The 13,792-nt window shown below is 58.8% G+C and carries 10 protein-coding genes, 1 tRNA gene and 1 pseudogene; 7 read left to right on the forward strand and 5 right to left on the reverse strand.

Annotated elements, in window-relative coordinates:
* Positions 1-48 precede the first annotated feature (48 nt).
* The 5 genes and pseudogenes from BM321_RS03195 to BM321_RS03210 all read right to left on the reverse strand — a co-directional run bounded on the left by BM321_RS03195 (position 49) and on the right by BM321_RS03210 (position 7,357).
* Positions 49-2,274, reverse strand: a complete 2,226-nt coding sequence (locus tag BM321_RS03195) for an OsmC domain/YcaO domain-containing protein (RefSeq protein WP_092441478.1) — start codon at positions 2,272-2,274, stop codon at positions 49-51.
* A gap of 51 nt (positions 2,275-2,325) precedes the next feature.
* Positions 2,326-3,255: a methyl-accepting chemotaxis protein gene (locus tag BM321_RS31150; protein ID WP_371856605.1), complete on the reverse strand. Its 930-nt coding sequence runs from the start codon at positions 3,253-3,255 to the stop codon at positions 2,326-2,328.
* A pseudogene (locus tag BM321_RS31155) lies at positions 3,250-4,512 on the reverse strand (HAMP domain-containing protein); the annotation flags it as partial. The gene BM321_RS31150 and the pseudogene BM321_RS31155, both read right to left, overlap by 6 nt.
* A gap of 486 nt (positions 4,513-4,998) precedes the next feature.
* Entirely contained in the window at positions 4,999-6,060 is a 1,062-nt protein-coding gene (locus BM321_RS03205) for an ankyrin repeat domain-containing protein (RefSeq protein WP_092441522.1), read from the reverse strand.
* A gap of 79 nt (positions 6,061-6,139) precedes the next feature.
* On the reverse strand, positions 6,140-7,357 hold the full coding sequence (locus tag BM321_RS03210; RefSeq protein ID WP_092441480.1) for an MFS transporter: 1,218 nt from the start codon (positions 7,355-7,357) through the stop codon (positions 6,140-6,142).
* Between the two features lie 331 nt (positions 7,358-7,688).
* Between BM321_RS03210 and BM321_RS03215 the strand changes: the two genes are divergently transcribed.
* The 7 genes from BM321_RS03215 (at position 7,689) to BM321_RS03245 (ending at position 13,771) form a co-directional block, all read left to right on the forward strand.
* Entirely contained in the window at positions 7,689-9,746 is a 2,058-nt protein-coding gene (locus BM321_RS03215) for a methyl-accepting chemotaxis protein (protein ID WP_092441481.1), read from the forward strand.
* A gap of 103 nt (positions 9,747-9,849) precedes the next feature.
* Positions 9,850-9,926: transfer RNA gene (locus BM321_RS03220), tRNA-Met, on the forward strand.
* Positions 9,927-10,096: 170 nt separating this feature from the next.
* Positions 10,097-11,338 (forward strand): tyrosine-type recombinase/integrase, encoded by a 1,242-nt coding sequence (locus BM321_RS03225; protein ID WP_092441482.1) that lies wholly within the window; start codon positions 10,097-10,099, stop codon positions 11,336-11,338.
* A 174-nt stretch (positions 11,339-11,512) separates the two neighbouring features.
* Entirely contained in the window at positions 11,513-12,394 is an 882-nt protein-coding gene (locus tag BM321_RS03230) for a hypothetical protein (protein ID WP_092441483.1), read from the forward strand.
* A gap of 131 nt (positions 12,395-12,525) precedes the next feature.
* The gene (locus BM321_RS03235) at positions 12,526-12,795 is read left to right on the forward strand and encodes a helix-turn-helix transcriptional regulator (RefSeq protein ID WP_092441484.1); all 270 of its coding nucleotides are present in this window, start codon (positions 12,526-12,528) and stop codon (positions 12,793-12,795) included.
* Positions 12,795-13,094: a helix-turn-helix domain-containing protein gene (locus BM321_RS03240; protein WP_092202467.1), complete on the forward strand. Its 300-nt coding sequence runs from the start codon at positions 12,795-12,797 to the stop codon at positions 13,092-13,094. The genes BM321_RS03235 and BM321_RS03240 overlap by 1 nt, the downstream gene beginning before the upstream one ends.
* Entirely contained in the window at positions 13,091-13,771 is a 681-nt protein-coding gene (locus BM321_RS03245) for a KilA-N domain-containing protein (RefSeq protein WP_092441485.1), read from the forward strand. The genes BM321_RS03240 and BM321_RS03245 overlap by 4 nt, the downstream gene beginning before the upstream one ends.
* Positions 13,772-13,792 lie beyond the last annotated feature (21 nt).

A 13,792-nucleotide genomic window follows, 5' to 3' on the forward strand; every position in this document is an offset into this window, starting at 1 on the left:
TGAGCCATGGGGTTCGGAAAAAACCGAACCCCATGCAAGTGCCGGGATTCAGCCAAGCGACGGGGCGAGCCCGGAAGATAAAACCGACGCATTGGCCCGCGCCGCGTGCAGTTTTTTGTAGCTGTCGATCAGGCGCAGGTGCCTGTCGAGGCCCTCCAGTTTCATGCTGGTCGGCGTCAAGCCATGGAAGCGCACGCTGCCGTCCACCGAGCCGATCGCCGCATCCATTCGCTCGTTGCCAAACATCCGACGGAAATTGGCCTCGTAGTCTTCCAGTTCCAGGTCTTCGTCCAGCTTCATCTCCAGCACCACATTCACGGCCTGGTAGAACAACCCGCGCTCAACCGTGTTGTCGTTGTACTGCAAGAAGGTTTCCACCGCTTCCTTCGCCTCTTCGAACTGCTGCAAGGCCAGATAGATCAGCAGCTTCAACTCCAGGATCGTCAACTGGCCCCAAGCCGTGTTGTCATCGAACTCGATGCCGATCAAGGTAGTGATGTCGGTGTAGTCGTCCAGCTCGCTTTCCACCAGACGCTCGACCAGCGCTTGCAGTTCGTCTTCGTCCAGGCGATGCAGGTTCAGGATGTCGGCGCGGAAAAACAGCGCTTTGTTGGTGTTATCCCAGATCAGATCATCCACGGGATAGATTTCCGAATAGCCCGGCACCAGGATACGGCACGCTTTCGCGCCGATATGCTCGTAGACCGCCATGTACACTTGCTTGCCCATGCCTTCGAGAATGCCGAACAAGGTCGCGGCCTCCTCGGCATTCGAGTTTTCACCCTGGCCGGAGAAATCCCACTCCACGAATTCGTAATCTGACTTGGCACTGAAAAAGCGCCACGACACCACGCCGCTGGAGTCGATGAAGTGCTCGACGAAGTTATTCGGCTCGGTCACCGCATGCCCCTCGAACGTCGGTTGGGGCAAGTCGTTGAGGCCTTCGAAACTGCGGCCCTGCAACAATTCGGTCAGGCTGCGTTCCAGCGCCACTTCCAGGCTCGGATGTGCACCGAACGAGGCAAACACACCGCCGGTGCGCGGGTTCATCAACGTGACGCACATCACCGGGAATTCGCCCCCCAGGGAAGCATCCTTCACCAGGACGGGGAACCCCTGCTCTTCCAACGCCTGGATACCGGCCATGATGCCCGGGTACTTCGCCAGCACGTTGGCCGGTACATCCGGCAGTGCGAATTCACCTTCGATGATCTCGCGTTTGACCGCGCGCTCGAAAATCTCCGACAGGCACTGCACCTGAGCTTCGGCCAGGGTGTTACCGGCGCTCATGCCGTTGCTCAGGAACAGGTTTTCAATCAGGTTGGACGGAAAATACACCACCTCGCCGTCCGACTGGCGCACGTACGGCAGCGCGCAGATGCCGCGTTCTTCATTACCCGAGTTGGTGTCGATCAGGTGGGAGCCACGCAGCTCGCCGTCGCGGTTGTAGATGTTCAGGCAATACTCGTCGAGGATTTCCGCTGGCAGCGCATCTTTACGGCCAGGCTTGAACCAGCGCTCGTCCGGGTAATGCACAAACGCCGCGTTGGCGATGTCTTCACCCCAGAACTGATCGTTGTAGAAAAAATTGCAGTTCAGTCGCTCGATGAACTCGCCCAACGCCGACGCCAGGGCGGCCTCTTTGGTCGCGCCCTTGCCATTGGTAAAACACATCGGCGAGTGAGCATCGCGAATATGCAGCGACCACACATTGGGCACGATATTGCGCCACGAAGCGATCTCGATCTTCATGCCCAGGGCCGCCAAAATACCCGACATATTGGCGATGGTCTGCTCCAGCGGCAGGTCCTTGCCGGCGATGTAGGTGCCCGCGTGGGAAACCGAATTGGGCATCAGCAACGCCCGGGCATCGGCGTCGAGGTTGTCCACCTCTTCAATGACAAACTCAGGCCCGGCTTGCACGACCTTCTTCACCGTGCAACGGTCGATGGAACGCAAAATACCTTGGCGGTCCTTGTCGCTGATATCCGCCGGGAGCTCGACCTGGATCTTGAAGATCTGGTTGTAGCGATTTTCCGGATCGACAATATTGTTCTGCGACAGACGAATGTTATCGGTGGGAATATTGCGCGTTTGGCAGTACAGCTTCACAAAGTAAGCCGCGCACAACGCCGACGAAGCCAGAAAATAATCGAACGGCCCGGGGGCCGAGCCATCGCCCTTGTAACGGATAGGTTGATCGGCCACCACCGTAAAGTCATCAAACTTGGCTTCAAGTCGAAGGTTGTCGAGAAAGTTGACCTTGATTTCCATACGGGATTACCAGCATAACGAGCAAAAAATAGGCGGCCATTATCCGCTTTTTCAATCGGAAGTCTTGTGCTTTAGCCCACCCCTTTTGACCTTGAAACGTCCCAACACACCTTGCATCAGCGAGGCCCGCTCCGAAAGGTCCTTGGCCGCCACCGCGCACTCTTGGGAGTTGGACTGGTTTTTCTGCGTCACCTCATCGATCTGCTCCAAGCCGATGCTGGCCTGCTGCAAGCCCGAAGCCTGCTCGCTGGAGGCCTGGTAGATCAGCGAAACCAGGTTGGAAACCGCGCTGGTGCCGGTGACGATGTTTTTCAGCGATTCGGCGGTCCGGCCGGCGATGATCATGCCGCGCTGGGTCTTGCTCGATGAATCGGCGATCAATGCCGCCGTCTGCTGGGCGGCCTCGGCGCTGCGGGCGGCCAGGCTGCGGACTTCGTCGGCGACGACGGCAAAACCACGCCCAAGCTCACCCGCCCGGGCCGCTTCGATGGCCGCGTTCAGGGCGAGCAGATTGGTTTGGGCGGCAATGTTGTCGATGGTGGTGATGATCGCGGTGATGTCCTTGCCCGAGTTGTCGATTTCAGCCATCGCGGCAATCAACTCGCTCATCAATTTATCGCTCTCCCCCGCATCGGCGCGCGAGGCCTGGGATTGCTCATCGGCTTTCTTGGCGTTGGCGGCGTTGTCCCGGGTCTGCGCAGCCATTTGCGTCATCACCGCACTGATTTCGGTAATGGACGACGCGGAGTTGGACGCACCATCGGACAACGACTGGCTCAGATCGGTGACCTGCGCCGAGCTGCCGGTAATCTGGGTGGCGCTGGTCTGCACCTCGGAAATCAGCTGGTTCAGGTTGCTGACCATCTTCTCCAGCGACTTGCCGAGGGTATCGTGGGGCGACGACAAGCGGACCTCCAGGTCCAGATCCCCTTCGGAAATACGCTCGGCCACCCTGACCTGCCGTTGCAGGCTTTCGGACATGTCATTGAGTGCGGCAGACAGTTGCCCGACTTCATCCTCGGATTGCTGCACCAGGCGGCGCGAGAAGTCGCCCAGGCTGATGTTGGCGGCCAACGCCGCGGCCTCGCGGATCGGCCCGACGATTTTCGCCGTGGCGAACCAGAGGGCAACCAACGCCAACAGGGAAATGCCCAGCCCTACCGACACTTGCCAGATGCTGTTGCTGATACTGCGCGCTTGCAACTCCTGCTCCAGGGTGATGGCCTGGGCCATGACCACGGCCTTGGGCAAGCGAATCAGCACCGCCCAGGGCTTGCCCGTGCGACCGAGGGCAATGGGCATCAACACTTCGATATTCTGGGTTTGCGGATTGAGCAAGCCGTCACCCCGACCGCCCTGGATATCGCTGAGCACTTTTTCCCAAGACTCAGGCAACAAAGCCTTGATGGATTGCCCGATCAGGTCGGTGCGCTGGCTGTCCGCGACCACCAGGCCCTGGTTACTCAGGATCGAAACCGTGCCTTTGCCGCCGTAGAGCTCGGCAGACATCTGCTCACTGAGTTTCTGGATAAAGGCGATATCGAAGTCAGCCCCGACCACACCGTAGAACTTGCCGTTGGCCACGATCGGCACCGACAGGGTGGTCAGCCAGACGTTCTTGCCCTGGACCACATAGGGAATGGGATCGAGCACGCTCTCCTTCAGGGTGTCGCGCGGGCCGCTGTACCAGCCGCCCTTGGGCACGCCGTTGGGATGACGATCCGGGGAGTCATACTCGACCAATGGCTGCACCGCGACATGACCGTCGGCGCTGCGAGTCCAGTAAGGCGTGAAGCGTCCCGTCAAGGGATTATTGCCATCGGTAGCATTACGGAACGCCGGATCCTGGCCGTCCAACGCATTGGGTTCCCAGCAGGAGTAGGTGCCGTTGAAGTCCGGATTATCCTTGAGGATGCTGAGCAATACGCTGTTGATCTGCTCACGTCCTAACGCCAAGGGACTTTGCGCGGCCTTGCTGGCGGCAAAGGTATTGGCCATGGTGCGAGCGGCATCCAGGGCATTCTGCAGCTTGGCCTGGATGGCATTGGCACGGGACTCGGCCAGGTTCTGGATTTCCCGGATCGTTGACGTTTCAACCAGCGCCGAGACTTCGGAAGCGACGTATTGCTCATTGGTTCGAGCGGTAAAGAGCCCGTAGACCACCAGGCTGATGGATGAAACAAACAGGCAAATGCCTGCCGTGACACAAATGCGCGCCTGCAATGACTTGAACTTCATATCATCCCCTGCCTGATTCTATTTATTGCCAACGCTAGAGACGACGGTCTCTAACTTGTGCACGACGCGGCAAATAACAATCAATCACGGCTGTTTACGCTGCCCACAAGGCAATCGCCTTGAAAGGGCACGGCGATACAGCGCTTTTAAATATTTGAAACGTGGCAGGTTGGGGCGTAAATCCGCTCTATCCGCCTGATAAAGCAGCTAGAGGTATTCAATCAAGAACCGAAGGCCTTAGGTGCCAGGGCAAATAAGGGCGATAGGTGGAAAGAATGCGCGATCCCTGCTTTTCCAGTAACCCTGGGGTCACTCTTGAATAATCTCGCAGAATCCATTCAGACCAATAACCACAACGGCAAATTAACACGGTCGACTTTTATACAAAATCGGACTTAGGCGTTATACAAAACAGTACTTTGGTCGTAATCCAACACCGACGCACGAAGTGTCGCGCCGGGCTATTCGATCCTGAAGAGGTGGGCGTCACCTACCGTAGGAAGGCGCCGCCAATGGCACCGGCTGCGGGTTGGCGATGACCCAACGCACCGCCAATTCACAGAGACGATCAGTCTGCTCGCCGTTATCGTTGCCACCCCGTAGAACGGCAGCCAGTGCCCTCGCTTCAGCGAGGTCGGCCTCAGGCAAGGGCACGGCGCTGCCCAGATGATCGACCAGAGCCACCAACATCGCTTTGAAATCGGCGTCCCAGTTGGCCGATCCGTTGTGGTGAATCTCTCGGGAGATACGGCCACTGATGCGGATCACCTCCCCCTGCGCCGTCGCTGCGGCACCCGAGGATGGCACCAGCAGCTCCCACAATTGCTGATGCTGGTCTGGCCAGCCACTGGCCGTCACGACGATGGCGGCCTGACCGTCGTGAACCTTGCGAGAGGCAACGGGCACGACGTCGAAAAGGCGATAAAGACGGGTCAGGGCCGCGTCCGTTGCCTCGAGGTAGTCCGGGTTGAAAGAGGCCCGGTGAAATTCGAATTCACGGCCGATGCGTTGCACTTCAACGAGCATGCCCTCGTCGCGCTGCAGCCCTGCCGCCAACAGGGTCTGGGCGATTTTCGCGGTGGCCTCGATATCGGCGTTGCGGGTAGTGGCCAAGGCAATATGCAGGACACCGTGCCCCTGCCGGCTCTTGGCATCGACATTGGCGCCACGGCGGATCAGGGCCGCGATGGCCTCGGCTTTGTGGCTGTTGGCCGCGGCATGCAACGGCGTGTAGCCCTGGTAATCCTGCGCCTCGATATCGGCGCCCAAATCCAGCAGCAGATCGATACCCCCGATCCAACTCGAACTGCGATGATGCAGGGGCGTTCGCTGGTAAGTGTCACGGGCATTGATATCGGCGCCCTGCTCCACCAGCCAGCGGGCCAGTTCGTCGGGACAGTTGTAGAAACCCAGCGCGGTGCTCTTGCTGTAACCGCCAGTGGCTTCAAGCTCGCACGCATCGAACACGGCGACCAGCTCGGCAAACGAGGCCTGCTCCAGCAACTGACCGAAATCCTTCGGCAGTGTCTTGCGTTTACGCTTAGCCATGGCGGCGGTCACCGTTCTGATCAAAAGATTTTTCAGCATAAAACTCGATATTCATTGGTAACGGCCATCTGGAGGCGGATCAGACTTTTTTAGTCCTCGGCAAGAAAATCGCCAGCACCCCGAGCAACGGCAAGAACGAGCACAACCAATACACGTACTCAATGCCACGAATGTCCGCCAGGTGCCCCAGCAGCGCGGCGCCAATCCCGCCGAAGCCGAACATCAGCCCGAAGAACACGCCGGCGATCATCCCGACATTGCCCGGCACCAGCTCCTGGGCGTACACGACGATGGCCGAGAACGCCGAAGCGAGGATGAAGCCGATGACCACGCTGAGAATGCTGGTCCACAGCAGATCGACGTGAGGCAGAATCAGGGTGAACGGTGCCACGCCGAGGATCGAGAACCAGATCACCGCCTTGCGCCCGATCCTGTCGCCAATCGGTCCGCCAAAAAAGGTCCCCGCCGCCACTGCGCCGAGGAACAGGAACAGGTACAACTGCGAAGAGGCCACCGACAGGTCGAACTTCTCGATCAGATAGAACGTGAAGTAGCTGGTAAAACTGGCCATGTAGAAGTACTTGGAAAACACCAGCAGCCCCAGCACCACCAGCGCACTCAAGACCCGGCCCTTGGATAGGCCATGGGTGGCCGCCTGGCCTTGCTTGAGCTTGAACAGGTTCAAGTGGTTGGCGTACCAGCGGCTGATGCGGTACAGCACGAACAGCGCAAACAGGGCGAACAACCCGAACCAGGCCACATTGCCCTGCCCATAGGGAATGATGATCGCCGCCGCCAGCAGCGGGCCGAAGGCCGAGCCGGCGTTACCGCCCACCTGGAACGTCGATTGCGCCAGCCCGTAGCGCCCACCCGAAGCCAGTCGTGCCACCCGCGATGCTTCCGGGTGGAAGGTCGACGAGCCGATACCGATCAATGCCGCCGCCAATAGGATCAAGGCAAAACTGCCGACCATGGACATCATCACAATGCCGATCAACGTGCACACCGTCCCGGCCGGCAGCAGCCAGGGCTTGGGATGGCGATCCGTGTGATAGCCGACCCAGGGCTGTAACAAAGATGCGGTCAACTGGAACGTCAGGGTGATCAGGCCAACCTGGGTGAAGGTCAGGCCATAGCTGTCCTTGAGCATCGGGTAGATCGAGGGCAGCACGGCCTGGATCAAATCGTTGATCAGGTGCGCCAGCGCCACGGCGCCGATGATGCGCATGACCAACGGGCTGCTTTGCGCCGGGGCGGCAACGGATGGGGTGGCAGCTTGGGTATTGCCGATAGCCATGGGAGTTTCCATAGGACAGAGGGTGCACATGGGCAGGTGCGTCAATGTGCCATTTTTCGGTGCAACAAGGCTATCCCCTTAGCTTGCTATCGACCTTGAAAAAATTGTCCCATTCCAAGGTGATAGCTCAACGCCATGGTCTGAATCTTGCCTTGTTAATGAGCTACAACGCGGCTCCTTACAAAGGAGACCGAGAATGGGAAGTTTCGCTACAAAGCTGGCCTACCAAGCCGATTTGGACGAACTTTCGAGGCTTTTTAAAAGGGCACCCGTTTTTGCACTGTGTAAAAGCGCACAAAAACAGTGCATGGGTGTTCAGGGGAGTATGGGCATGCAGGCGTTTCTTTCACCAGGAATCAGGTTATTGGGGCATTTCGGCTTCGCCCGCAAATTCCAATTGCTGTTCCTGCTTTTTATCCTGCCGCTCATGGGCAGCCTGTGGCTCATCGGCCAGGACTATCGCGACAAGCTCAGCCTGATTTCTGGAGAACGCGCCGGGGTTCGCCAATTGCTGGCCCTGGATAATCTCGACAACCTGCTCACCGCCCAGCGCAACCGCGCCGCCCGCTGGCGCGCCACGGAAACCAATCGCCAACCGACCCCGGCGACCATCGCCGCCATGGCGGCCTTCGATGCAGTGCAGCCGGCCCTCAACCAGGCCGCCAGTGACCTGGGCACCACCTTGCAAAGCGAAGGTGCCGAAGCCGACACGCTTGCCCGCTATCAGGCCCTGCAAACCAGCCTCAACGGTCTGGACTCCAAGAGCCTGGGCAGCGTGGGTTGGTGGCCGGACGGCTACGACCGTTTCACCGCGGCCCTCAGCGCCCTGCAAGCCTTGCGCGAACAAATGGTCATGGATAACCGTCTGACCCTCGCCTCCTGGCTGGAAACCTACCTGCTGACCCAGATTTCGACCCAGCAGACACCGGACCTGATCGAACGGGTCGGCCGCCTGGCCAGCGTTGGCCAGGCCTCCGTGGTGTCGGGCCAGTTCACGCTGCAGAGCCGCCTGCAACTGCGGGACCTGCGCAGCCGTATCGGTGACGCCCGGGATCAACTGGTCAAGACCGGATCATTGCTGGAAACCCGCCTGCCCGGTGATTTGCAAACCTGGGCCGGACAATTCCAAGGCAGCCTCAAACACTTGGACACCGGCCTGAAAGTGCTGGATGACGGCGTGTTCGGCGGCTCCATCAACTTGAAGCCGGAAGACTTCGAAAAACACATGGACGCCCTCCTCACCGACCTGGCGACCCTGCGGCAAGAATCACTGGTGGCATTGGATACGCGGCTGGATCACTACCAAGGTTCGGCGATTCGCCAGTTCACCCTGGTAGCGACGGTGCTGGGCTGCCTGCTGCTGGCGGCGCTCTATCTTTTTGTGTGCCTGCAAGCGTCGATCCGGCGTAGCGCCAGCGGCATCACCCTGCTGGCCGAGGCCCTGCGCGACGGCAATCTCAGCCTGCAAGTGCCGGTGCAAGGGCGCGATGAACTGGCGGCCATCAGCACCGCCCTCAACGTCGCCGTGGTGCAGTTGCGCAACAGCCTGCTGGGGGTGGACCACGAAACGTTGCAGTTGAGCAATGCCGTGCGCACCCTCAATACCCACTCCAGCGGCGCCCTGGGAGAAGTCGAGGCCCAGCAGATGCAGATCAGCCAGATCGCCGCCGCCGCGACGCAACTGGCCGCCACCTCCCAAGGCGTGGCCAAGAGTTGTGAACAGGCTTCCGACAGTGCCCAGCAGACCCGCCGCATCGCCACCGACAGCAGCCGTGACAGCCAGCGCACCACGGCGAGCATCCAGCAGCTCAACCAGCGACTCAACGAAACCGCCGCCGCACTGGGGCGAGTCAGCGAACAAGGGCAGCAGATCCAACTGGTGGTCGATACCATTCGTGGCGTGGCCGAGCAGACTAATCTTCTGGCCCTCAATGCCGCCATCGAAGCGGCTCGCGCCGGGGAACAGGGACGTGGTTTCGCCGTGGTGGCCGATGAAGTGCGCAGCCTGTCGCAACGCACCCAGTCCTCCACGCAACAGATTGCCGGCACCGTCGACAGCCTGCGTGCCACGGTCAACGAAGCCGTCAGCCTGATGGAAGCCGCCTGCGGCCAGGCCCAGACCGATGCCGAAGCCGTCACCGGCCTGGGCGAACGGCTGGGCGAAATTGCCAGCGCCGTGCAAAGCGTCACCGACACCCTGGCGCAAATCGCCACCGCCGTGGATGAACAAGCCAGCACCGCCGACGAGGTCAGCGGCAACATCCAGCAGGTCGACCAGGCAGCCATGCGCTTGCTCGAAGGCGCACGGGCCGTGAACGTGGCGGCGGACACCCTGAGCCAGGGAAGCAAGGCCTTGAGTGCCAACACAGGGAGATTTCAGCTCGGTTGACAGGGATTTGCGGCGGGGATTGTTAAGCGGTTGAAAGCGCAGAGAAATATTTCAGATTTACGCTTGACACATCTTCGTTACCGGCGAATAATGCGCGCCACTTGGCTACATAGCTCAGTTGGTTAGAGCATAGCATTCATAATGCTGGGGTCCGGGGTTCAAGTCCCTGTGTAGCCACCAAGTACCTGTTTACAGATGTCTCCATGAGTCTCTAAACAACCTCAAGAAGCCCGCCTAGTGCGGGCTTTCTTGTTTCTGGCTATATCTCTTTGTATCCCCCTATACCTTCCCTTCGTGTATCCCGCTGTGTATCCTCGACAAATAATTGAACCGAGGGGATACAAGCCCAAATGAAGCGATCCGAGATAAAGCGCCGCCCTCTTTCCGATACCGCATTGGCCGGCCTTGAGCCTGATGCCAAGGAGTATCGCGAACTGGATGGAAGCGGCCTTTATTTCCGCGTGAAGCCTGATGGCCAAAAGTCGTGGCAGTACCGCTACAAGAAGCCGGACGGCAAATGGTCCTGGCTTGGACTTGGTGGCTACCCCGAAGTCAGCGGATCAATGGCCAGGCAAAAAGCCGCCGAACTGCGAAACGATGCGGCCGATGGCAAAAATCCGATCGTGACGAAGCAGGCGCGCAAGAAGGCGGAGCGGGACATCGCCGGAGAGACATTCGAACCGTTGGCCCGGGAGTGGTACGCGTCACGCCTGGCCAACTGGGACGCAGGCACAGCGAAACGGATCATCGGCGCCCTGGAGCGTCATGTTTTCCCGGTGTTCGGCAAGCGCCAGTTCGTCGACATCACTCCACTTGAATGGATGGAGTTCCTCCGCAGCATGGAGCAGCAGGGAATCCTCGAGCAGATGAGCCGGGTGCGCTCCTACTGCCGCGACGTGTACGACTTGGCCCGGGTTACCGGCCGGGCGACGCACAATCCGCTGGAAGGCCTGCAAAAGTATCTCAAGTCAGGAAAGGCAGAGAACTATGCCCATGTCTCCCAGGAAGAACTCCCCGGCCTGATCCGCGCCATCGCGACATACCCTCACGCCCACGATGTTCGCCTCGGCCTGCGCCTGCTGAGCCTGTTCGCCGTGCGCCCCAGTGAGCTGCGCGAGGCCCAGTGGTCAGAGTTCGACTTCGATAAGAAAATCTGGACGGTGCCGGTTGATCGCAAGGGCCGGAAAAAAGGGCTGGAACACCTGGTGCCCCTCTCCACTCAGGCGATCCAGGCGCTGGAAGAGTTGCGCCAGTACACCGGTGGCAATCCCCTGCTCTTCCCTGGGCGCAGTGACCGCACGAAGCCACGTAGCGACACCGTATTTCTGATGGCGCTGCGCCGGATGGGGTATGAGGGGCGCCAAACCGGGCATGGATTCCGACACATCGCGTCGACGGTGCTCAACGAAAATGGGTTCGACGAGAACCACATTGAGGCCCAGCTATCGCACAAGAAACCTGGCGTCGCTGGCGTGTACAACAAGGCGAAGTACATGCCGCAGCGCACGGCGATGATGCAATGGTATGCGAACTACCTGGACGGGCTGGCCGGCGGCATTGTGATTCAGGGTCATTTCGGCAAGCGCGCCTGACTCCGCTTCCATCTACTGCGTAGACAGATATAGACTGAAAGCAGTAGCTGTTCGGATAACCAGTATTCGTATAGACAATATTTTTGTGAGCCTAGGTCGACGAGCTGAAAAGCGGACACCCATCCGCTCGGCTGGCCGACTCCTCATTACAGGGTGCCGTAGGAGGCGTAGATCTTGGACACTGATAAAGAGTTTGATGCCTTTACGGATGAAGTGCCGTTCGATCCCATATATCGGCTGCCCGCCATGCAAGCACGCGCCAGGCTGGTACTTGCGAACCGATCAGAACATGAGATCAGAGTAGCCGCCTCAACTATCGAGTGGCTCACCAACGAATATTTTGAAAAAGAGAAAGAATCTTGGATCACCCACCAAGTGAAAACCAATGGCTCGATACTCCGTCATCTCCCCGAGGAGGACCGGACGGAATATGGACTGGGAACGCTGGTCGATCAAAACCCTGACACCATTTCTGACGAGTTCGATTTTCCGAATGAAGAGAACACTACCCGCCTAGAGGCACTGGAGGATAGTTTAAAAGGAGTCGACCTTGATGATGAGAATTTCCCTGACGCAAAACCCTATGAATACTTCGCAGTTTTAGCATTGGTGCTCATTGGGGAAGCGATCCTTTCATACCAGGAAGATGAGTGGTGGCCACCCGTCCTGAAAGCAGACCTACCTATGGTGTGCCTTCGCTCCATTGCCAACAACGCGGTAGACATCATGGAGGTTATTTGTAGAGCAGAGCAGCGTCAGGACGAATACGAAATGCGCAAAAGAATCGAGGCTTTCTTGCACGACAATGAAAAAAGAATCCCCGAGCAGGTAGAGGATCTGGTGAGGAAAAAGGTTTCGCTTGCAGCCAGTCTCGCAGCCAATGCTCGACATAAAGAAACAAGCGAGAGTAGGTCAGCAGCTCTGCTGTGTTGGGATAATACCGGGTCAAACTTCAGCAGCCGCACAGCCTTCGCTCGGAATAAACACAGAGAATACGGAGTTACCGAGAGAACGCTTTATGGATGGGTCACGGCACACGTGCGTTCAAAGGCCTGACTGACTACCATCTGCGCGCATACAGTACGGTATACGCGCTAACGGTACAGTCTCCGCGCATGCTGGTCTGTTGAGAGCACCGTTGCGCAATCATCCTGTTTCCCGTCTACATCAGTATCGGGAAACGCAAAATGCACACTATCCATACTTCACACCAACTTTCGTCAGGCACGTCGCAAAATTTTGATCCGGCGATCACTCTGATCCGTATGCCGGATCTCGAAGCCATCACCGGCCTTGCCCGCCCCACTGTGTACAAACGCCTCAAAGACGATCCGACCTTTCCGCGCCCCGTGCCGCTGAGCAACAGCAAGTCGCGTGGTTCGCCGGTTGGCTTTGTTTTGGCTGAGGTACATGCCTGGGTTCGTCAGCGCATCGCCCTTCGCGAGGTGGCCGCCTAATGAACAAAAAAAAGGCCGACCAACAGGCCAGCCACGAAAATACTCGCGTCGAGAATACCAGCGGAACGGCACAACGCGCTCGCCTTTTGGAGCGCCTGCACGCTGGCCCGATTGATACCTTCACCGCGATCCGCGAACTGAACATCGTCCGCCCTGGCGCCCGCATCAATGAACTGCGCAGCCTGGGCCATAAGATCCTTACCCATCGCCTTACCTTGACCGACGATCAAGGCCGCACTCACCAAGGCATGGCGCTCTACTACCTCAGCACCAACCCACCAGCGGAGGTGAAGGCATGAGCGCCCGCATCATCCCCTTCGACTACCAGGGCCAGGTTGTCAGCTTTAATGCCGAAGGTTGGCTCCACGCCACAGTGATCGCCGAACGCTTCGGCAAGCGACTGGACCATTGGCTCGATAACGCAGAGACCCTCGAGTACATCCGCGCGCTGGATGAGATTCAGCATCCCACAGCGGGGCCATCCAAAATCGTGAATACCCGGAAATCCGGGTATTTGAAATCCCGCCGCGGTAACGCTGGGGGCACCTGGCTCCATCCTAAATTGGCAGTAACGTTTGCCCGTTGGTGTGATGCGAAATTCTCTGTCTGGTGTGACATGCAGATCGAGGCGCTCATTCACGGGAGCCAGGACTGGCAGCAGGCCCGTCACCAATCGGCTATCGGCTACCGCGGCTTGTGTGAAGCGCTGGCGATCGCCCACGAGGAGCGCGGCACGGCTCCTCAGCGCCACCACTTCATCAACGAAGCCAAGCTAATCAACCAAGTAATCACTGGTCAGTTTGCCGGCCGCAATCGTGATGAACTCAACGCGCATGAGTTGTTGTTGGTCACGCTGATCGAGATCCGCGACGTGTTGCTGATCGGTCAGGGCAAAGACTTCACAGCCCGGAAGGCGTCCCTACTCCGCTACGTCCAAAGCCTGACGGCCAAGCACCTTCGGAGTGACGCCGCATGACAGCCACCCTCATGTTCAGCG

This window comes from Pseudomonas sp. NFIX10 (assembly GCF_900111955.1).
GTDB lineage: Bacteria > Pseudomonadota > Gammaproteobacteria > Pseudomonadales > Pseudomonadaceae > Aquipseudomonas > Aquipseudomonas fluorescens_AA.